General features: G+C 69.6%; 16 protein-coding genes and 1 riboswitch. Of the genes, 8 read left to right on the forward strand and 8 right to left on the reverse strand.

What is annotated here, in order from left to right; translation table 11 throughout:
- Positions 1-14: 14 nt before the first annotated feature.
- From AB0M70_RS13435 to AB0M70_RS13445, 3 genes are all read right to left on the reverse strand, one after another.
- Complete coding sequence (locus tag AB0M70_RS13435) at positions 15-818, reverse strand: M23 family metallopeptidase (protein ID WP_365819599.1); 804 nt, start codon at positions 816-818, stop codon at positions 15-17.
- A 12-nt stretch (positions 819-830) separates the two neighbouring features.
- A riboswitch (cyclic di-AMP (ydaO/yuaA leader) is annotated at positions 831-994 on the reverse strand.
- Between the two features lie 207 nt (positions 995-1201).
- On the reverse strand, positions 1202-2587 hold the full coding sequence (locus tag AB0M70_RS13440; protein ID WP_365819601.1) for a pitrilysin family protein: 1386 nt from the start codon (positions 2585-2587) through the stop codon (positions 1202-1204).
- A complete protein-coding gene (locus tag AB0M70_RS13445; protein ID WP_365819603.1) occupies positions 2584-3933 on the reverse strand; it encodes a pitrilysin family protein in 1350 nt (449 codons plus the stop codon). The genes AB0M70_RS13440 and AB0M70_RS13445 overlap by 4 nt, the downstream gene beginning before the upstream one ends.
- 219 nt (positions 3934-4152) lie before the next feature.
- Here AB0M70_RS13445 and AB0M70_RS13450 point away from each other — a divergent pair, with 219 nt between their 5' ends.
- Positions 4153-6606: a DNA topoisomerase IV subunit A gene (locus AB0M70_RS13450; RefSeq protein ID WP_365819605.1), complete on the forward strand. Its 2454-nt coding sequence runs from the start codon at positions 4153-4155 to the stop codon at positions 6604-6606.
- Positions 6607-6610: 4 nt separating this feature from the next.
- Here AB0M70_RS13450 and AB0M70_RS13455 read toward each other — a convergent pair whose 3' ends face one another.
- Positions 6611-7672 carry a GTP-binding protein gene (locus AB0M70_RS13455; protein ID WP_365819607.1) on the reverse strand — a complete coding sequence of 354 codons (1062 nt, stop codon included), beginning with the start codon at positions 7670-7672 and terminating at the stop codon, positions 6611-6613.
- Positions 7673-7992: 320 nt separating this feature from the next.
- Between AB0M70_RS13455 and AB0M70_RS13460 the strand changes: the two genes are divergently transcribed.
- From AB0M70_RS13460 to AB0M70_RS13470, 3 genes are all read left to right on the forward strand, one after another.
- Positions 7993-8547: a DUF6082 family protein gene (locus AB0M70_RS13460; protein WP_365819609.1), complete on the forward strand. Its 555-nt coding sequence runs from the start codon at positions 7993-7995 to the stop codon at positions 8545-8547.
- 131 nt (positions 8548-8678) lie between these two features.
- Positions 8679-8915, forward strand: a complete 237-nt coding sequence (locus tag AB0M70_RS13465) for a hypothetical protein (RefSeq protein ID WP_365819611.1) — start codon at positions 8679-8681, stop codon at positions 8913-8915.
- A gap of 98 nt (positions 8916-9013) precedes the next feature.
- Positions 9014-9712, forward strand: a complete 699-nt coding sequence (locus AB0M70_RS13470) for a DUF6082 family protein (protein WP_365819613.1) — start codon at positions 9014-9016, stop codon at positions 9710-9712.
- A gap of 73 nt (positions 9713-9785) precedes the next feature.
- Here the strand turns inward: AB0M70_RS13470 and AB0M70_RS13475 are convergent, their stop codons facing one another.
- A complete protein-coding gene (locus tag AB0M70_RS13475; RefSeq protein WP_365819615.1) occupies positions 9786-10961 on the reverse strand; it encodes a citrate synthase/methylcitrate synthase in 1176 nt (391 codons plus the stop codon).
- Between the two features lie 109 nt (positions 10962-11070).
- Here AB0M70_RS13475 and AB0M70_RS13480 point away from each other — a divergent pair, with 109 nt between their 5' ends.
- From AB0M70_RS13480 to AB0M70_RS13495, 4 genes are read left to right on the forward strand one after another with little or no spacing between them, the layout of a single operon-like run.
- Positions 11071-12372, forward strand: a complete 1302-nt coding sequence (locus tag AB0M70_RS13480) for a citrate synthase family protein (protein WP_365819617.1) — start codon at positions 11071-11073, stop codon at positions 12370-12372.
- The gene (locus AB0M70_RS13485; protein ID WP_365819619.1) at positions 12369-13316 is read left to right on the forward strand and encodes a sucrase ferredoxin; all 948 of its coding nucleotides are present in this window, start codon (positions 12369-12371) and stop codon (positions 13314-13316) included. The genes AB0M70_RS13480 and AB0M70_RS13485 overlap by 4 nt, the downstream gene beginning before the upstream one ends.
- 28 nt (positions 13317-13344) lie before the next feature.
- Positions 13345-15003, forward strand: a complete 1659-nt coding sequence (locus AB0M70_RS13490; RefSeq protein ID WP_365819621.1) for a sensor histidine kinase — start codon at positions 13345-13347, stop codon at positions 15001-15003.
- Positions 15000-15680, forward strand: coding sequence for a response regulator (locus AB0M70_RS13495; protein ID WP_365819623.1), 681 nt, complete (start codon positions 15000-15002; stop codon positions 15678-15680). The genes AB0M70_RS13490 and AB0M70_RS13495 overlap by 4 nt, the downstream gene beginning before the upstream one ends.
- 17 nt (positions 15681-15697) lie before the next feature.
- On the opposite strand, the gene AB0M70_RS13500 is transcribed toward AB0M70_RS13495, so the two are convergent.
- The 3 genes from AB0M70_RS13500 to AB0M70_RS13510 all read right to left on the reverse strand — a co-directional run bounded on the left by AB0M70_RS13500 (position 15698) and on the right by AB0M70_RS13510 (position 20119).
- Positions 15698-17290: a cation acetate symporter gene (locus AB0M70_RS13500; RefSeq protein ID WP_365819625.1), complete on the reverse strand. Its 1593-nt coding sequence runs from the start codon at positions 17288-17290 to the stop codon at positions 15698-15700.
- Positions 17287-17808: a DUF485 domain-containing protein gene (locus AB0M70_RS13505; protein ID WP_365819627.1), complete on the reverse strand. Its 522-nt coding sequence runs from the start codon at positions 17806-17808 to the stop codon at positions 17287-17289. Before AB0M70_RS13505 ends, AB0M70_RS13500 begins: the two co-directional genes overlap by 4 nt.
- A gap of 187 nt (positions 17809-17995) precedes the next feature.
- Entirely contained in the window at positions 17996-20119 is a 2124-nt protein-coding gene (locus AB0M70_RS13510; protein ID WP_365819629.1) for a DNA topoisomerase IV subunit B, read from the reverse strand.
- Between the last annotated feature and the right edge of the window lie 164 nt (positions 20120-20283).

Genomic DNA, 20283 nt, shown 5'->3' on the forward strand with positions numbered 1-20283 from the left:
TCAGAGCGCCGGGATCAGACGTTGACGCCGTGCGAGCGGAGGTACGAGACGGGGTCGATGTCCGTGCCGTAGTCCGCGCCGGTGCGGGCCTCGAAGTGCAGGTGCGGGCCGCTGGAGTTGCCGGTGGAGCCGGAGAGGCCTATCTGCTGGCCCGGAGTGACCGCCTGGCCGACCGTGACACCGAGGGACGACATGTGGCCGTACTGGGTGTACGTGCCGTCGTTCATCTTGATGACCACGTTGTTGCCGTAGGCGCCGCCCCAGCCGGCCTCGACGACGGTGCCGGAGCCGACCGCGTGGACCGAGGTGCCGGAGGCCGCGTGGAAGTCCACGCCGGTGTGGCTGCCGGAGGACCACATGGCGCCACCGGTCTGGTAGCCCGTGGAGACGTACGAGCCGGAGATCGGGGAGACGTAGCTGTTGAGGCGCTTGCGCTCGGCCTCGCGAGCGGCACGCTCCTTGGCCTCGCGCTCCTTCTTGGCCTTGGCCTTCGCCTCGGCCTCGGCCTTGCGCTTCGCCTCTTCGGCCTTCTTCTTGGCGGCCTCTTCGGCCTTCTTGGCGGCCGCGGCGTCGTCGGCGGCCTGCTGCTGGGCGGCGGCCTGCGCGTCGACGCTCTCGGCGAGCGAGTCGCCCACGGAGATGGCCTGGGTCAGGCCGGTGTGCTCAAGGGCCGCCGCGTCGTCGGCGGCGAGCGCCGGAGCGGCCAGGCCTCCGATGACACCGGTGGTGGTGAGGGCTGCGACGCCCGCCACGTTCGCGGTCGTACGCGTGAGGCGGCTCGGGCGACGGTGCTTCCCGGTGGCACGGGTGAACGCCATGAAGCGGCTGATCCTTTCCTTCCTTCTCGCCTACCGGGTTAGCTGACGGGTTCGGAGCAGGAAGGTCTCCTACGAGTCCCTCACCTGACGGCAAGGTTCCCGATTCACCCCAAGGGGACATGTGGGTCCCCGGCTCCCCTGGCTCGCGCCGTACGGGGACTCGGCGATGACTGTCCGGTGCCGCGGGTGCGACTACTGCATGACGAACAGCCGGGATGACGCTAAGCGGGCCGTCTTTCAAACGACAAACGGATCAGAGCTTTTGTAGCGCACGCCACAGGTCAGACACGTAACCTCCATACTAATTCGGACATATGAGGACCCCAGTGGTTAATCTCAGCCACTGGGGTCCCCATATGTCCTGACTGTCACTCAGCTCGCGGTCACCCCGTGACCACACTCACTTCACCGATGCCGAGCGCCCTGACGGGCTCCTCGATCTGCGCGGCGTCACCGACGAGCACCGTCACCAGGCGGTCCACCGGGAAGGCGCTCACGACGGCGGCGGTGGCCTCCACGGTGCCGGTGGCGGCCAACTGGCGGTACAGCTGCGCCTGGAAGTCGTCCGGCAGGTGCTGCTCGACCTGGTCGGCGAGGGTGGCCGCGACGGACGCCGCCATCTCGTACTTGAGCGGGGCCACGCCCACCAGGTTCTGCACGGCGACATCGCGCTCGGCGTCCGTGAGGCCGTCGGCCGCGAGGGTGCGCAGGACCTTCCACAGGTCGTCGAGCGCCGGGCCCGTGGACTCGGTGTCCACGGAGCCGCTGATGGCGAGCATCGCGGCGCCGGTGCCGTCCGGTGCGGAACGCAGGACCTGGGCGAACGACCGTACGCCGTAGGTGTATCCCTTCTCCTCGCGCAGGACGCGGTCCAGGCGTGAGGTGAGGGTGCCGCCGAGGCAGTACGTGCCGAGGACCTGTGCGGGCCAGACGCGGTCGTGGCGGTCCGGTCCCACGCGGCCGATGAGCAGCTGCGTCTGGACGGCTCCGGGGCGGTCGACGATGACGACACGCCCGGTGTCGTCCGCGGTGACCGGGGGCACCGGAAGCGGCTCGGCAGTGCCGCCCGTCCAGGCGCCGAGGGTGTCGGCGATGACGGCGTCCAGGTCGACGCCGGTCAGGTCGCCCACGACGACGGCGGTCGCCGTGGCGGGACGCACGTGCTTCTCGTAGAAGGTGCGCACCGCCGCCGAGTCGATGGCCGTGACCGTCTCCTCGGTGCCCTGGCGGGGGCGCGACATGCGCGAGGTCGCCGGGAACAGCTGCCGGGAGAGCTCCTTGGCGGCGCGGCGCCCCGGGTTCGCGGCCTCGTGCGGGATCTCGTCCAGGCGGTTGCGCACGAGGCGCTCGATCTCGCTGTCCGCGAAGGCGGGGGCGCGCAGGGCGTCGGCGAGCAGGCCGAGCGCCTTCGGGAGGCGGGAGACCGGGACTTCGAGCGAGACGCGTACGCCGGGGTGGTCGGCGTGCGCGTCCATGGTGGCGCCGCAGCGGTCGAGTTCGGCGGCGAAGTCCTCGGCGGAGTGCTTGTCGGTGCCTTCGTTGAAGGCCCTCGCCATGATCGTGGCGACGCCGTCGAGGCCCGCGGGCTCGGCGTCGAGCGGCGCCTCCAGGTGGATCTCCACCGCGACCACCTGCTGTCCTGGGCGGTGGCAGCGCAGCACAGTGAGGCCGTTGTCCAGGGTGGCGCGCTCGGGCGCGGGGAAGGCCCACGGCCGTGCGTCGCCCGCCTGGGGCTGCGGATGGAACTGCATCGTTGCGGCCTCGGTCACTTCGCCGCCTCCTCTTCGTCCTCGTCGGTGGCTTCGGCGCCCGCTGTGTCCGCTACGGGTTCGTACACGAGCACCGCGCGGTTGTCGGGGCGCAGGCGGGCCGCCGCGGCCGCCCTGACCTCTTCGGCGGTCACGTCGAGGACGCGCCCGACGGCGGTGAGGGCGAGCTGCGGGTCACCGAACAGGACGGCGTACCGGCAGAGTTCGTCCGCGCGGCCGGCCACCGTGGAGAGGCGGTCGAGCCACTCGCGCTCCAGCTGTGCCTGGGCGCGCTCCATCTCCTCCTCGGTGGGGCCCTCTTCCGCGAAGCGGGCGAGCTCCTCGTCGACGGCGGCCTCGATGACGGGCACCTCGACGTCACCGGACGTCTTCACGTCGAGCCAGCCGAGCGAGGGTGCTCCGGCGAGCCGCAGCAGACCGAACCCGGCCGCCACGGCGGTACGGTCGCGGCGCACGAGGCGGTTGTAGAGCCGGGAGGACTCGCCGCTGCCGAGGACCGTCAGGGCCAGGTCGGCCGCGTCGCACGCGCGCGTGCCGTCCTCCGGGAGGCGGTAGGCGGCCATCAGGGCGCGGGCGGGGACCTCTTCCTCGACGACCTCGCGCAGCTCCTCGCCGATGATGTCGGGCAGCGAGCCGTCGCGCGGCGGCTGCTTGCCGTCGTGCGAGGGGATGGACCCGAAGTACTTCTCGACCCAGGCGAGGGTCTGCTCCGGGTCGATGTCGCCGACGATCGACAGAACCGCGTTGTTGGGCGCGTAGTAGGTACGGAAGAACGCCTGCGCGTCCTCCAGCGTCGCCGCGTCCAGGTCGGCCATGGAGCCGATCGGGGTGTGATGGTAGGGGTGGCCCTCGGGGTACGAGAGGGCGGTCAGCTTCTCGAAGGCCGTGCCGTAGGGAACGTTGTCGTAGCGCTGGCGGCGTTCGTTCTTGACGACGTCGCGCTGGTTCTCCATGGATTCTTCGTCGAGCGCGGAGAGCAGCGAGCCCATGCGGTCGGCTTCCAGCCACAGGGCCAGCTCGAGCTGGTGTGTGGGCATGGTCTCGAAGTAGTTGGTGCGCTCGAAGCTCGTGGTGCCGTTGAGCGAGCCGCCCGCGCCCTGCACCAGCTCGAAGTGGCCGTTGCCCTGCACCTGCTTCGAGCCCTGGAACATGAGGTGCTCGAAGAGGTGCGCGAGTCCCGTACGCCCCTTGACCTCGTGGCGTGAACCGACGTCGTACCAGAGGCAGACCGCGGCGACCGGGGTCAGGTGGTCCTCGGAGAGCACCACGCGCAGGCCGTTGGCCAGCCGATGCTCGGTCGCTGTCAGGCCGCCGGAGCCGGCCTCGGCTGTGGCCGTGTGACCCATGGGCATGTACGTCCCTTCGATCGCGAAAAGCTGGAAATTCTGCCAGTCCTGACACTGTATGCAAGCGTGCCGACAACCTGTGAAGTTCCCGCTCCGCGCTCGGCGTAGTCGGCCCCGAAGTCCGGGTCGTGGTCGGCGTTGTCAGTGGGACAGTCCACAATGGTCGGCGTCAGATCCCGTTGATGCCCTGGCAGACACATTGAAGGAGCCGCAGCAGCGATGGCCCGCCGCAGCACGAAGACCCCGCCGCCCGATGACTCGTTCGAGGAGAAGATCCTCGACATCGACGTCGTCGACGAGATGCAGGGCTCCTTCCTCGAGTACGCGTATTCGGTCATCTACTCGCGCGCCCTGCCGGACGCCCGGGACGGCATGAAGCCGGTGCACCGCCGCATCGTCTATCAGATGAGCGAGATGGGCCTGCGCCCCGACCGCGGCTATGTGAAGTGCGCCCGCGTCGTCGGCGAGGTCATGGGTAAGTTGCACCCCCATGGCGACGCGTCGATCTACGACGCCCTGGTCCGCATGGCCCAGCCCTTCTCCATGCGCCTGCCGCTGGTGGACGGTCACGGCAACTTCGGCTCCCTCGGCAACGACGACCCGCCGGCCGCCATGCGGTACACCGAGTGCAAGATGGCCGACGCGACGTCCTTGATGACGGAGTCGATCGACGAGAACACGGTCGACTTTGAGTCGAACTACGACGGCCAGGAACAGGAACCGGTCACCCTCCCGGCGGCCTACCCGAACCTCCTGGTCAACGGCGCTTCGGGCATCGCCGTCGGCATGGCGACGAACATGCCGCCGCACAACCTCGGCGAGGTCATCGCCGCCGCCCGCCACCTGATCAAGCACCCCGGGGCCGACCTGGAGACGCTGATGCGTTTCGTGCCAGGCCCCGACCTGCCCACGGGCGGCCGCATCGTCGGCCTGACCGGGGTCAAGGACGCGTACGAATCAGGGCGCGGCACCTTCAAGATCCGCGCGACGGTGGCCGTGGAGAACGTGACCGCGCGCCGCAAGGGCCTGGTCGTCACCGAACTGCCCTTCTCCGTGGGCCCCGAGAAGGTCATCTCGAAGATCAAGGACCTGGTCGGCTCCAAGAAGCTGCAGGGCATCGCCGACGTCAAGGACCTCACGGACCGCTCGCACGGCCTGCGCCTGGTCATCGAGATCAAGAACGGCTTCGTCCCTGAGGCCGTTCTTGAGCAGCTCTACAAGCTGACGCCGATGGAGGAGTCCTTCGGCATCAACAACGTCGCTCTGGTGGACGGTCAGCCGCTCACGCTCGGCCTCAAGGAACTGCTCGAGGTCTATCTCGACCACCGCTTCAACGTCGTGCGCCGCCGCAGCGAGTTCCGCCGCGGCAAGAAGCAGGCCAGGCTGCACCTGGTCGAGGGGCTTCTGGTCGCCCTCCTCGACATCGACGAGGTCATCCGCCTCATCCGCTCCAGCGACAACTCCGCGCAGGCCAAGGAGCGCCTGATGGAGCGCTTCTCGCTGAGCGAGGTGCAGACGCAGTACATCCTCGACACGCCGCTGCGCCGCCTCACCAAGTTCGACCGCATCGAGCTGGAGTCCGAGCGCGACAAGCTCAACGCGGAGATCGAGGAACTGACCCGCATCCTGGAGTCGGACGCCGAGCTGCGCAAGCTGGTCTCCGCCGAACTGGCCGCCGTGGCCAAGAAGTTCGGCACGGACCGGCGCACGGTCCTCCTGGAGTCGGCGGGCACCCCGGCGCCCACCGTCTCGCTGCAGGTGGCGGACGACCCGTGCCGCGTGCTCCTCTCCTCGACCGGCCTCCTGGCCCGTACGGCGAACGGCGAGCCGTTCGCCGAGAGCGACACCAAGCGCGTCAAGCACGATGTGATCGTTTCCGCCGTGCCCGCGACCGCGCGGGGCGAGGTGGGCGCGGTGACCTCCGCGGGACGTCTGCTGCGCCTCTCCGTGGTGGACCTCCCGCAGCTCCCGGAGACGCACTCGGCGCCGAACCTCTCCGGAGGCGCACCGGTCTCGGAGCTGCTCTCCCTGGAGGCGGACGAGAAGCTGATCTGCCTGATGACCCTGGACGAGTCCTCACCGGGCCTGGCCCTCGGCACCGAGCAGGGCGTGGTCAAGCGCGTGGTCCCGGACTATCCGTCCAACAAGGAAGAGCTGGAGGTCATCACCCTCAAGGACGGTGACCGGATCGTCGGCGCGGCCGAGCTGCGCACGGGCGAGGAGGACCTGGTCTTCATCACGGACGACGCGCAGCTCCTGCGCTATCAGGCGTCCCAGGTGCGCCCGCAGGGCCGTCCCGCGGGCGGCATGACGGGCATCAAGCTCGCGGACGGCGTCAAGGTCATCTCCTTCGTGGCGGTGGACCCGGCCGTGGACGCCGTGGTCTTCACGGTGGCGGGCTCGCGCGGCACGCTCGACGACTCGGTGCAGACGACGGCGAAGGTCACTCCGTTCGACCAGTACCCCCGCAAGGGCCGCGCCACGGGTGGCGTACGCGTCCAGCGCTTCCTGAAGGGCGAGGACTGCCTGAGCTTCGCGTGGGCGGGCCCGACGCCCCCGCTCGCGGCCCAGCGCAGCGGCCTGCCGGCGGAGCTGCCGGCGATCGACCCGCGCCGCGACGGCTCGGGCGTCTCCTTGGCCAAGCCGGTGGCGGCGGTGGCGGGCCCGGCGTAGTCGGCTACTCCGGCCGCTCGGGTTCCTGCACGTACCGAAGCACGCCCCACATGCTGCGCTCATCGGCGCCGGCGTGTGGGGCGTACTCACGGGCGGCCTCGAGCTCCTTCTCCAGGGCGGGTACGTCGATGCCGGCCCCGATGAGCACGAGCTGGGTCAGCCGTGCCTCGCCCGCGGCCCACGGCTCCGGGTAGAACCGCAGAAACCGGCCCACGGCGTGCACGGCGTACTTGTTGCGCGGGTCGGCGGCGCCGAAATCGACGTACCCCTTGATGCGGTACAGCCCTTCGGGCCGACTGTCGAGGAGGGCCATGAAGGGGCGGGGGCTCATGGGCACTTCGGAGGAGAAGGACAGACTCTCGTAGGCGGAGTGCAGGTGGTCGTGGTCGTGCTGCTCGCCCCCTGACTCATGCTGATGCAGGTCATCGAAGGAGAGCTGCCCGAGCCGCTCGCCGACGGGCTTGCGGTCAAGGAGCAACTCGACGTCGACGCGCCCGTAGGAGGCGGGAACGACGGCGGCACGATCGGCGAACCCACGGACGACACCGAGAACGCGCTCCCGCTCGCTCTCCGCCACCCGGTCGACCTTGTTGACGACGACGAGATCAGCGATCCCGAGATGCCGGTCGACTTCGGGATGCCGCTGCCGGGTCGAGTCGAACTCGACGGCATCAACAACCTCGACGAGCCCTCCGTACACGATGTGCGGATTCTCGCTGGCGAGCACCATCTTCACGAGCTCCTGCGGCTCGGCAAGCCCACTGGCCTCGACGACGATGACATCGATCGAGGCGGAAGGTCGGGCAAGCCGCTCCAGATACTCGTCGAGCTCACTGGCGTCCACGGCACAGCACAGACACCCGTTGCCGAGCGAAACGGTGGAGTCCCCGAGCTGCCCGGCAACGGCCATGGCATCGATCTCGATGGCCCCGAAGTCATTGACGATCGCCCCGATACGACTGCCACCGCTGCGATGAAGCAGGTGATTGAGCAGGGTCGTCTTCCCCGAACCCAGGAAACCGGCGAGGACGATGACCGGGATCTGCCCGGCACCCGGCTGAGTCAACGTGCGACCCCTTTCACACTGACGCGTGCACCGGCGTGAGCACCGGCTTTCGTACGACGAATGACTGCTGCCCAAGCATACGAGCGCGTAGAGAGCCCGCGAAGTGAACGATTGTTAGCGGCGCAGGCGGGGCACACATCTGGCACGGCGCCGGGACATGCGACCACAGATGCCCTCATGCGCCTCCTCTCCGCCTCCCTGCCGATCAGAGCCGCTCGGCATCCTGGAAGGCGGCAAGCGCGCCGCCCATCGCTCGCCGGTCCTCACCCTGTCGACCCGCAACCGACGACCGGCGGACGGTCGCCGATTCGGGGGTTGACATGGCCACACAGAAATTTGGGATTCGGGGGTTGGGGCCCGCCGCGGCCGCGGGCCTTGCTTTCGCCGTCGGGGCTCTGACGGTCCTGGCCGCCCAGCAACGCAAGCACGGGGCGCTGCGGCTGCGCATCGCATGCACAGGAGAGTCGGAGCATCAACGCAACACCACCTTGATCGCTCAGCAGCGACTGCAGTTCGACATGCTCAGCAAGGCGATGGACGACCCCGACCTGGCTGCCGTCCTCGACACCTTCGACGAGGCTCTCGATACCCGAACGCTCCGTCAGTACCTGTTCGCCAACGCCGTGTACACGAACGCACTGCTGTTCTGGCGCGTCGGCAACTTCACCTGGGAAGAGGTGCACGGGCACCTGCGTCTGATCTGCCAGAACCCCGTCTTCCGCAGCTACTGGAAGGCCACACATCCACACCGAGCCAGCCTCCTGGACTCTTCGGACGAGGCCCGTCTGGGCCGAATGGTCGACAAGCTCATCCGGGATCTGGAGGAGGCTGACACCGAGGAGTGGTGGGTGGTTGGTGAACCCTCGTGCGAGTAGGGGGAGTTGGGCTGCCCGAATGCACCCACACGCCGTGTTGACTCAGTTTGTCTCGGGCATCACCAATCCCTAAGGTAGGCGCGCGCGACCTACCCCAGGCGCCGCTTCCCAAACGCTCTCGAGGGATACCGTTGAAGATCGTGCGCCGCATCGGCGCTTCCCCCCAGCAGCGGGGAAGCGCCTCAGGACAGTCGTGCCCGGATGTATTCGAGCTCAGTGACGGAAACTTCGCGGTCATCGGCACAGAAGCGACAGCGGCGCTCGAGAGTGAACTTCCGCCCGACGCCTCGCGGGCGGACTACGAACGCATCGTAATCGTGAGCCGCGAGACGCTGGTCCGCGCCAAGGCTGAGATTCCGGACGCATAGCGGTAGTTGATGGCCGGGGGCAGCACCCGGCCATCGCCGCCCCGTTTCCCACCCCTGCCGCCGAGGGAAGAATCCCCGCGGTCTCCGGGGGAGGAACCATGGCACGCCATTGCACCTGGCGTTCAGCACTCGCGGCCTGCGCATGGCTGGCCGTCGCCATCGCGGGCGTCGCACTTGTCGGCGCGGCTTCCGTAATCATCAGCGGCTGGCTCGCACGTGGCGCCGAAGCTGCCAGCGGGAGCCGCAGGACCGCAGAGGAACGCAGTCTTCTCGGGGATTACTTCGGCGGCGTGAGCGCCGTCTTTTCCGGAATCGCGCTGCTGCTGCTCATCGTCACGCTGTTGCTCCAGCGGCGGGAGCTGCAGTTGCAGCGCAGGGAGCTCGCAATGCAGCGCGAGGAGCTAGCCGCGTCACGCACGGAGCTGCACCGGAGCGCGGAAGCAGATATGCGCGCCCTGCACGTGCAACTCACGCAACTTGCGATGGACGATCCCGCGCTCGCGGCGGTTTGGAATGACTACCCAGGGGCGTCGGACACCGAACTCCGGCAGAACCTCTTCGCCAACCTCGTCTATAGCCACTTCGTCCTCACGCTCAGTTGGGGCAGCTACACCGAGGAAGATTTGGTTATCTACGCTCAGAATCTCCTTGAAAGTCCCGTTTTTCTGCGCTATTGGAACGCTTCTCGTGCAGGCAAAGTCGGCGTGCCACCGAATAGCCCCGAGGGGCGCTTGTTTCGGGTGTTCGAGCAGGCGATGGCTGACCGCCGGGGAGGAGCGCCCCCGCACACGTCGTAAGCGAGGGCCCCGGGCATGCCCCATGTGGCTCCGAGGCAGGTCAGCGACGCACGTGCTCGCCGTCGTTGCAGACTCAGCCGACTGCTGGCACCTTCTGCGGCGCCTCCACCCCCACATACCGCGCCGCCGGCCGAATGATCTTCGAGTCCTCCGCCTGCTCAAGGACATTGGCGCCCCAGCCCACCACCCGCGCCGCAGCGAACGTAGGCGTGAACATCTCCCGTGGCAGCCCGCACAGCTCCATGACCACTCCCGCGTAGAACTCCACGTTCGTGTGCAGCTCGCGGCCCGGCTTCAGTTCGGCGAGGATCGCCTCCACCTGACGTTCGACCTCGACCGCGAACTCCACCATCGGCCCGCCGAACTGCTGCGCGATCCCCCGCAGCATGCGCGAACGCGGGTCCTCCGTGCGGTACACAGGGTGGCCGAAGCCCATGATCCGGTCCCCCGCGAGCACCCGCTCGCGGATCCAGCCGTCGATGCGATCGGGCGTACCGATGGCGTCCAGCGTGTCGAGCGCGCGGCTCGGCGCCCCACCGTGCAGGGGACCCGACAGCGCGCCCACGGCCCCCACCAGGCAGGCGGCGACATCCGCACCGGTCGAAGTGATCACCCTCGCCGTGAAGGTCGACGCGTTGAAGCCGTGATCAATGGTTGAGATCAAGTACTGCTCGATCGCCCTCGCACGATCCGGTTCCGGTTCCGAACCCGTGAGCATGTAGAGGTAGTTGGCCGCGTACGAGAGGTCCTCGCGCGGCTCCACGGGATCGAGCCCCTGGCCGAGCCGGTACAGCGCCGTGAGCAGGGTCGGCACGACGGCGGACGCGGCGAGCGCGTCGGCACGGCGCCGGTCGGCGTCAATGTCGTACACCGGGCGGAACCCCTTCGCCGCACCGAAGAGCGACAGCGCCGTACGCAACCCGGAGAGCGGCCCCGACAGGGCGCTGGCACGGGCTATGGCGGGCAGCGCGGCACGCACCTCATCCGGCAGGCGGCGGAGTCCCGCGGTCTCCGCGGCGAAGGCGGCTCGTTGACCCGCGTCCGGCAGCTCGCCATGGAACATCAGGTGCCAGACATCCTCGAAGCCGCGGCTCTGCGCGAGCTCGACGGCCGAGTACTGGCGGTAGTGGTAGAAGCCCTCGTATCCCCTGACGTCCCCGAGCCGGGTCTCGGTCACGACGACGCCCGCCAGCCCACGGGGAACCTCCACGGGGCCGGTGGGGGTGGTGGTGGAGCCATTGATCGGCATGTTCTTCCTCGACTTCCGTCCCTGGACTTGATTTGACTGTCCATGCTTGACTGAGCCGCTGTCAATATTGATTGAATCAATATGAATGGAAATGGATACGGTGTCGCCCATGACGGATCAAGAGGCCACCCCGAAGGAAGGCCGACGCCTGAGCACCCGGGAGGCCGCGGAACTGCTCGGCGTAAAGCCGGAGACCGTGTACGCCTACGTGAGCCGCGGCCAGATCAGCAGCCGCCGTGGCCCCGGCTCGAGGGGCAGCACCTTCGACGCCAAGGAAGTCGAGTCCCTCGCCCGCAAGAACCGCCGCGAACCCGCCGCCACCTCCGCGAGCGGCAGCAGCGAGCTCTCCGTCCGCACCCGCATCACGCTCATCGACAAGGACCGCTACTACTACCGCGGCGTGGACGCGACCGAACTCTCTTTGAAGCACTCCTACGAAGAGGTCGCCGAGTGGCTGTGGACGGGCGTCATGCGCCCCGGAATCCACTTCACCGCCCTCGAGGAGACCGCCGGCGCCGCACGCCGCGCCGTCGACGCGCTGCCCGAGCACAGCGGCCCGACCGACCGCCTCCGCGTGGCCGCCATCGCGGCCGCCGCAGCCGACCCTCTCCGCTTCGACCTCTCCGAAGAAGCCGTCATCGGCACCGCACGCACCCTCATCCCCACCCTCGTCACGGCGCTGCCCCCGGCGAGCCGCGCCCACCGGGACGAGGGCCCCCTGGCCCGCCGCCTGTGGTCACGGCTGAGCGGCCGGCAGCCCCAGGAAGCCTCGCTGCACGCCCTGGACACCGCGCTCGCGCTGCTCGTCGACCACGACCTCGCCGCATCGACGCTCGCCGTCCGCGTCGCCGCCTCCGCCCGCGCCCACCCGTACGCGGCGGTGTCGGCAGGCCTCGGCGTCCTGGAGGGCCCCCTGCACGGCGCGGCGAGCGGCCTCGCGCACCGCATGCTCCTGGACGTCCTCGACCGCGGCAGCGCGGCCCCCGTGGTGGCCGACGAGCTGCGCGCGGGCCGCCGCGTCCCAGGCCTCGGCCACCGTCTCTACCCCGGCGACGACCCGCGCGCACAGGCCCTGTTCGCGATCCTGGAGACCATCCCCAAGGCAGGGCCCGCCCTCGCGGCGGCCCGCGGCGTGGTGGCCACCACCGCCCGCCACACGGACCTGCACGCCAACGTCGACCTGGCCCTCGCCGTCCTGACCGCCTCCTCCGGGATGCCCGCCGAGGCGGGCGAGACGATCTTCGCCGTGGCGCGCACGGCCGGCTGGATCGCGCACGCCCTGGAGGAGTACGAGGAACGCCCGCTGCGCATGCGCCCCAGCGGGCAGTACGTCGGACTGCGTCCGCCCCAGGCCATGCCGAGGAGGGATGAATCAGCCCAGACCCGGCGCAGGTTAGGCTCACCTCTGTGAGTACGTGCACCACCGCTTCGCGGGACCTGGACGAGCCTCTCGCGGGGACCGCGGCCACCGCCAGGACCTGGCTGCTCCTTGAACAGCCGGGCCCGTGGGGTGCCAGAGCGCTCACTTCGAGCCACCTGGATCCGGAGGTGGGACGCGCTCTCGAGGCCGCCGCCGAGGGAACCGGCGTACGGGTCGCGCTCATCCGCCGCCCCGGCCGCCACGCCGACAGCCACCCCTCGGCACGCCGACGCGTGTACGTGGCCCACACCGCGCCCGGCAACACCTGGCTGCGCGGACACGTCACGGACAGGCCGGAGGAGCTGCTCGGCCTCGACTTCACGGCTCTCGGCGCGGGTGACCACGGCGGCTTCGGCACCCCGCACACCGGCGACCCGCTCGCCCTGGTCTGCACGAACGGCAAGCGGGACCGTTGCTGCGCGGTCCTGGGCAGGCCGCTCGCCGCCGAACTCGCCACGTCAGGTGAACAAGGCGCCTGGGAAGTCACTCATCTGGGTGGTCACCGCTTCTCCCCCACGCTGCTGGTCCTGCCCTACGGCTATGCGTACGGCCGCTCCGACCAGAGCGCCGTCAAGGAGATCCTCGAAGGGGTGCGTACGGGCCGCGTCGTCACCGAGGGCTGCCGGGGCAGTTCCGCCTGGGAGCGCCCCGGACAGGCCGCCGAGCTCGCCGTGCGTACGGAGACGGGCGAGGACGCCGCGGGCGCCCTGAGCGTCGTCCACACGGCCGGCACGGCCCCGCGCTGGGACGTGACGGTGGTCCACACCGACGGACGGCGCTGGCGCGTGACCGTCGCCCAGGGGGCCTCCCAGCCGTCCAGGCCGGAGAGCTGCGGCGCGGCCCTCGCGACCCCGGCGCGCATGGATGTCGTGGCGGTGCGGCTGATCGGGGACGGAACCGCACAGGAGATCCCCGCCACAGTGACTTCGGAGTAGCCCTCCGCTCGCCGTACCGTTCGTACACATGAGCCCGACCTCCCCTGCCCGACGACTGCGCCTCGGCCTGCCGCGGCGCGTGTTCTCGCAGGTGCTGCTCATGCAGCTGGCCATCGCCGCCGGGGTCGCCGTGCTCGCCACAGGGCTCTTCCTCGCGCCGCTCAGCGATCAACTGGACGACCAGGCGATGCGCCGCGCGCTCGCCATCGCCCAGACCACGGCCGCGCAGCCACAGATCGCCGACGACCTGCGCTCCTCGAAGCCGGCCGTCGACGGACCCGTGCAGACGGAAGCGGAACGTATCCGGCGTGCCAGTGGCGCCGAGTACGTCGTGATCATGAACAAGGACGGCGTGCGCTGGTCGCACACCGACCACGGCCAGATCGGCCGCGTAGTCTCCACCGACCCCAGCGACGCCCTCGCCGGGGACGAGGTCATGGAGATCGACGACGGCACCCTGGGCCGCTCGGCCCGGGGCAAGGTGCCGCTGCGGGACATCGACGGGGACATCGTGGGAGCCGTCTCCGTGGGCATCGAGTACGACAGTGTCCGCGCCCGCCTCATCCACGCGATCCCCGGGCTCTTCGCCTACGCCGGCGGGGCGCTCGCCGTCGGCGCCCTTGCCGCCTATCTGATCTCACGCAGGGTGCAGCGGCAGACCCGTGACCTGGCCTTCTCCGATATCTCGGCACTCCTTGCCGAGCGCGAGGCCATGCTGCACAGCATTCGCGAAGGCGTGGTGGCCCTGGACCGCGCGGGCCGCGTGCGCCTTCTCAACGACGAGGCCCAGCGTCTCCTCGGACTCGGGGCGGAAGCCATCGGGCAACCGCTCGACACCGCGCTCGGCCCGGGGCGTACGACGGACGTGCTCGCCGGACGGGTCACCGGCACCGACCTCCTGACCGTTCGCGGCCAGCGTGTCCTCATCGCCAACCGGATGCCCACGGACGACGGCGGCGCCGTCGCCACCCTGCGTGACCGCACCGAACTGGAGCAGCTGGGCCGCGAACTGGACTCCACCCGCGGCCTCATCGACGCACTGCGGGCGCAGGACCACGAACACGCCAACCGCATGCACACCCTGCTCGGCCTCCTTGAGCTCGAGATGTACGAGGAGGCGGCGGAGTTCGTCGGCGAGGTGGCGGGCGCGCACCGGGTGACCGCCGAGCAGATCACGGAGAAGATCGGCGACCCGCTGCTCGCCGCCCTCCTGGTGGGCAAGGCCACGGTCGCCGCGGAGCGCGGGGTCGTCCTCGCCGTCTCGCGCGAGACGGCGCTGCCCGACCGGCTGATCGATCCCGGCGGTCTGGTGACCATCGTCGGCAATCTGGTCGACAACGCGCTCGACGCCGCGGCGGGCACCCTCCACGCGCGCGTGGAGGTCGACGTACGCACCGAAGGGCGCGCCGTCGTGCTGCGGGTGAGCGACACGGGCCCTGGCGTACCGCCCGCACAACGCGAGACGATCTTCACGGAGGGCTGGTCCACCAAGGAGCCTCCGGCGCACGGCAAGCGCGGCATCGGGCTCGCCCTGGTCCGCAGGCTCGCCGAGCGGCAGGGCGGCAGCGCACGGGCCGACGCCTCCCTCGAAGGGGGCGCAGAGTTCACCGTCGTCCTGCCCGAAGCGCTCGCCCAGGCCGAACTCGCCCCGACGTCCGACCTGGCCCCCACGGAGGAGACACGATGATCGAGGTGCTCGTCGTGGACGACGACGTCCGGGTCGCGGACGTCAACGCCGCCTATGTGGAGAAGGTCCCCGGCTTCCGGGTGGCCGCCAAGGCCCACAGCGCGGCCGAGGCACTGCGGCTCATCGAGGAGCTCCCCGTCGACCTGGTGCTCCTCGACCACTACCTGCCGGACGAGACGGGCCTCGCGGTGGTCCGCACGCTGCGTGAGCGCGGCCATCAGACCGACGTGATCATGGTGACCGCCGCGCGCGACGTCGCCACCGTGCAGGCCGCGATGCGCCACGGAGCACTGCAGTACCTGGTCAAGCCGTTCTCGTACGCGGGACTTCGCGCGAAGCTCGACGCGTACGCGACCCTGCGCCGCACGCTGGACGGCGGGGGCGAGGCCGAGCAGGCCGAGGTCGACCGCATCTTCGGTGCCCTCTCGGCGACTCCGGCACCGGAGCTGCCCAAAGGGCACTCCCCCACCACGGCCGAGCTGGTCCGCAGGGCCCTGATGGGTGCGGAAGGACCGCTGTCCGCGCAGGAGTTGGCCGACCGCACCCGGCTGAGCCGCCAGACCGCCCAGCGCTATCTGAAGCTCCTGGAGCGCTCGGGTCGCGTGCGGCTCAGCCTCAAGTACGGCGACACGGGCCGCCCGGAGCACCGCTACGAGTGGGCCTCCAGCGCCTCCTAGCCGCCCGTGGAGGGCAGTTACGCCGCTCCGGCCCCGGTGAGCGAGCGGACCTCGGTCTCCGCGTGCTTGGCCTCGTCCGCGGGCTCCGACGAGGTGACGGTGCCCAGCCATCCGGCCAGGAAGCCCAGCGGGATCGAGACGAGCCCGGGGTTCTCCAGCGGGAAGTACTGGAAGTCCACCCCGGGGAAGAGCGAGCTCGGCCCTCCGGAGACCACGGGTGACAGCACGACGAGCACCAGGGAGGGCACCAGGCCCCCGTAGACCGACCAGACCGCTCCCCGTGTGGTGAAGTTCCGCCAGAACAGCGAGAAGAGCAGCACGGGCAGATTCGCGGAGGCGGCGACCGCGAAGGCCAGGCCCACCAGGAACGCCACGTTGAGATCCCGGGCGAGCAGCCCCAGGCCGATCGCGACCACCCCGACCCCGGCGGCCGCGAGGCGCGCCACCGCCACCTCGCTGCGCGGCTTCGCGTGCTTGCGCCGCAGCGACGCGTACAGGTCGTGGGCCACCGATGCCGAGGAGGCGAGCGTGATCCCGGCGACGACGGCGAGGATCGTGGCGAAGGCGATCGCGGCGACGATCGCGAAAAGAACCGTTCCTCCCGTGGAGTCCGCGCCGCCCCCCAGATCGAGCGCCAGCAGCGGAACCGCCGTGTTCCCCGCGGCGTTCGATCCCCGCACCGCATCGGAGCCCACGATCGCGGCGGCGCCGAAGCCGAGCACGATCGTCATCAGGTAGAAGCTGCCGATGAGGCCGATGGACCAGACGACGGAGCGGCGGGCGGCCCGCGCGGTCGGCACCGTGTAGAAGCGGGAGAGGATGTGCGGCAGACCGGCCGTGCCGAGGACGAGCGCGAGCCCAAGGCTGATGAAGTCCAGGCGCGAGGTCCAGTCACCGCCGTACCTCAACCCGGGCGCGAGGAACTGACTGCCGTGCCCGCTGCGATCGGCGGCGGTCCGCAGCAACTGGTCGAAGTCGCCGTGGAATCGCACGAGCACGAGCACGGTCAGCGCGATCGCGCCGCACATCAGCAGGACCGCCTTGACGATCTGGATCCAGGTGGTGGCCCGCATCCCTCCCAACGACACATAGATGACCATGAGCGCACCGACGCCGATCACCGTCCAGGCCTGCGCCGCCCCGCTCGTCCCTCCGAGCAGCAGCGCGACCAGTGAGCCGGCCCCCACCATCTGCGCCACCAGATAGAGAACGGACACGGTCACCGAGGAAGTTCCCGCCGCGATGCGCACGGGCCGCTCTCTCATCCGCGCGGCCACGACATCGGCGAGCGTGAACCGGCCGCAGTTGCGCACCAGTTCGGCCACCAGGAACAGCACGACCAGCCAGGCGACGAGGAAGCCCACGGAGTAGAGAAGACCGTCGTACCCGAAGAGCGCGATCAGGCCGGAGATGCCGAGGAAGGAGGCGGCCGACATGTAGTCGCCCGCGATGGCGAATCCATTCTCCATGGGCGAGAAGAGCCGCCCGCCCGCGTAGAACTCCTCCGCCGAACCATGGCGGTTGCGGCTCACCCATGTCGTGATGGCGAGCGTGACGGCCACGAACACACCGAACAGCAGCAGGGCGAGTGTCTGGTGGTCCCCGGTCATCGCTCGCTCCCCCGGACCAGTCGCTCGCTTCCGCGGGCCATTTCCTGCTCCCGCTTCTGTTCGAACACGGCCCAGCGCAGATCGAGCGCCGCGTGATCCCTGCGCAGCCGGGCGTGGCGGGCGTACGCCCAGGTCAGCAGGAAGGTGGTGAGGAACTGGCCGAGGCCGGCGAGCATCGCGACGTTCACTGATCCGGCGACGGGGCGCGCCATCAGCCCCGGTGCCGTCGTCGCGGTCACGACGTAGGCGACGTACCAGGTGAAGAAGACGGCCACCCCGGGGAAGACGAACCTCCGATACCGGCCGCGCACCTCCTGGAAGGCAGCACTGCGCTGGACCTCCAGATAGATGTCGGCCGCGCTCGCGATCCGCTCCGGCGCGGCCCGGGGCGCCACCACGGGCGCCGGCGCACCCGTGCCGTCCAACTCGCCCCAGCCGGACGCAAGCGCGTCGTACCAGGGATCCCTCGGATCCCCGGTCCGCGCCTGCCCCGCATCGCGCCCGTCGTGCTTCTCCACCGAACTCTCCTTGTCCGCAGCCTTGTTCGGCCGCGTGCCCAAGGATGGACAGAACGGGAAGATCCCTGACTCTTCTCTCCCTGCTCTTCACCCCATCAGGTGAAGGACCGCATCAATGCCCTCCAGAAATGGACCGTGGGTGGAGCCAAAGGGCTCCACCCACGGTGGGATGCGTCCCGCGCGAGCGCTACGCGTCGATGCGCGAGCGGTCCAGCGTCGCCGCCGAGCTCGTGATGAACTCCTTGCGGGGCGCCACGTCGTTGCCCATCAGCAGATCGAAGACCTGCTCGGCGGCGTCCAGGTCGCCGATGTTGACCCGGCGCAGGGTGCGGTAGCGGGGGTCCATGGTGGTCTCCGCCAGCTGATCGGCGTCCATCTCGCCGAGGCCCTTGTAGCGCTGGATGGAGTCCTTGAAGCGGATCCCCTTGCGCTGGTACTCCAGGAGCGTCTCGCGCAGCTCGTTGTCCGAGTACGTGTAGACGTACTTGTCCTGGCCCTTCTTCGGCTGCACCAGCTCAATCCGGTGCAGGGGCGGTACGGCCGCGAAGACCCGGCCCGCCTCCACCATCGGTCGCATGTAGCGCTGGAACAGGGTGAGCAGCAGGATCCGGATGTGCGCACCGTCCACATCGGCGTCGACGAGCAGAATGATCTTCCCGTAGCGCGCCGCGTCGATGTCGAAGGTCCGGCCCGACCCCGCCCCTATGACCTGAATGATCGCGCCGCACTCGGCGTTCTTCAGCATGTCCGTGACGGACGCCTTCTGAACGTTGAGGATCTTGCCGCGGATCGGCAGGAGGGCCTGGAACTCGGAGTTCCGTGCCAGCTTGGCGGTGCCGAGCGCCGAGTCGCCCTCGACGATGAAGAGCTCGCTGCGCTCCACGTCGTCACTGCGGCAGTCGGCGAGCTTGGCGGGCAGCGAGGAGGACTCCAGGGCGGTCTTCCGGCGCTGCGCGTCCTTGTGCTGCCGGGCCGCGATGCGCGTACGGGCCGCGGCGACGGCCTTCTCCATCACGGCACGCGCCTGCGCCTTGGCGTCGCGCTTGGTGGACGTCAGGAACGCCTTGAGCTCCTTGGCGACGACGTTGGCGACGATGCGGTTGGCCGCAGAGGTGCCGAGCACCTCCTTGGTCTGGCCCTCGAACTGCGGCTCGGCGAGACGGACCGTGACGACCGCCGTCAGCCCCTCCAGGGCGTCGTCCTTGACAATGTCGTCCTCTGCGACGCGCAGCACCTTCTGGGTACGCAGCACCTCGTTCATCGTCTTCGTGAGGGAACGCTCGAAGCCCGTCACATGGGTGCCGCCCTTGGGGGTGGCGATGATGTTGACGAAGGACCGCAGCGTCGCGTCGTAGCCGGTGCCCCAGCGCAGCGCGATGTCCACGGCAAGCTCACGGGTGACCTCGGTGGGAGACATCTGGCCGTGGTCGTCCAGGACCGGGACGGTCTCCTTGAAGGTGCCCTGCCCGGTGAAGCGGAGGACGTCACAGACAGCCTTGTCCTGGGCCAGGTACTCGCAGAACTCGCTGATGCCGCCGTCGAAGCGGAATGATTCCTCTCCCTTGGTGCCGCCCTCGCCGAGACCGTACTCGTCGCGTACGACGATGGTCAGGCCCGGGACCAGGAAGGCGGTCTGCCGGGCACGCTGGTGCAGCGTCTCCAGGTTGAGCTTGGCGTCCTTGAGGAAGATCTGACGGTCGGACCAGTACCGCACGCGCGTGCCGGTGCGGGTCTTGGGGATCTTCTTGGTCTTGCGCAGCTTGGCCGACGAGTCGAAGTCGGCGTCGGGGCCGGGCTTGGCGAAAGCCCCGGGGACGCCACGACGGAAGCTGATCGAGTGGGTGTGCCCATGGAGGTCCACCTCCACGTCGAGGCGCGCTGACAGGGCATTCACCACGGAGGCACCCACACCGTGCAGGCCACCGGAGGCAGCGTAGGCGCCACCGCCGAACTTGCCGCCCGCGTGGAGCTTGGTCATGACGACCTCGACTCCGGAGAGGCCGGTCTTGGGCTCGACATCCACCGGGATGCCTCGGCCGTTGTCCCGGACCTCTACGGAGGCGTCGTCGTGGAGGATCACTTCGATGTGGTCGCAGTAGCCGCCCAGGGCCTCGTCGACGGAGTTGTCGATGATCTCCCAGAGGCAGTGCAGCAGGCCACGGCTGTCCGTCGACCCGATGTACATGCCAGGACGCTTGCGAACGGCCTCGAGCCCCTCCAGGACGAGCAGGTGCCGCGCGGTGTAGTTGGAACCGTCCCGGTCTGCTCCGGTCAGCAACGCTGTGGACGGCACGGACGTCTCGGCGGTCACGCGGTTCGCTCCTCGCTGAATTTCAAAAGGGGCCTCTTGGGGTATGGCCCCGGCTTCGGTTGCCGCTCAGAGGGTACCGAGGCCTGGTAGAGCCGTTGTAACGCCACCCTCGTCACTCCTCACACTAGTCCAGTGCCGCACGCTTGTTCGATCCCTCGATTGAG

Source organism: Streptomyces sp. NPDC051214 (assembly GCF_040682375.1).
In the GTDB taxonomy this organism is placed as follows: Bacteria; Actinomycetota; Actinomycetes; order Streptomycetales; family Streptomycetaceae; genus Streptomyces.

What these genes read in the sequence shown, in the direction of transcription:
- AB0M70_RS13435 (WP_365819599.1), bottom strand. Translation starts at nt 818, where the DNA reads ATGGCGTTCACCCGTGCCACCGGGAAGCACCGTCGCCCGAGCCGCCTC.
- AB0M70_RS13445 (WP_365819603.1), bottom strand. Translation starts at nt 3,933, where the DNA reads ATGGGTCACACGGCCACAGCCGAGGCCGGCTCCGGCGGCCTGACAGCG.
- AB0M70_RS13450 (WP_365819605.1), top strand. Translation starts at nt 4,153, where the DNA reads ATGGCCCGCCGCAGCACGAAGACCCCGCCGCCCGATGACTCGTTCGAG.
- AB0M70_RS13460 (WP_365819609.1), top strand. Translation starts at nt 7,993, where the DNA reads ATGGCCACACAGAAATTTGGGATTCGGGGGTTGGGGCCCGCCGCGGCC.
- AB0M70_RS13470 (WP_365819613.1), top strand. Translation starts at nt 9,014, where the DNA reads ATGGCACGCCATTGCACCTGGCGTTCAGCACTCGCGGCCTGCGCATGG.
- AB0M70_RS13475 (WP_365819615.1), bottom strand. Translation starts at nt 10,961, where the DNA reads ATGCCGATCAATGGCTCCACCACCACCCCCACCGGCCCCGTGGAGGTT.
- AB0M70_RS13480 (WP_365819617.1), top strand. Translation starts at nt 11,071, where the DNA reads ATGACGGATCAAGAGGCCACCCCGAAGGAAGGCCGACGCCTGAGCACC.
- AB0M70_RS13490 (WP_365819621.1), top strand. Translation starts at nt 13,345, where the DNA reads ATGAGCCCGACCTCCCCTGCCCGACGACTGCGCCTCGGCCTGCCGCGG.
- AB0M70_RS13495 (WP_365819623.1), top strand. Translation starts at nt 15,000, where the DNA reads ATGATCGAGGTGCTCGTCGTGGACGACGACGTCCGGGTCGCGGACGTC.
- AB0M70_RS13500 (WP_365819625.1), bottom strand. Translation starts at nt 17,290, where the DNA reads ATGACCGGGGACCACCAGACACTCGCCCTGCTGCTGTTCGGTGTGTTC.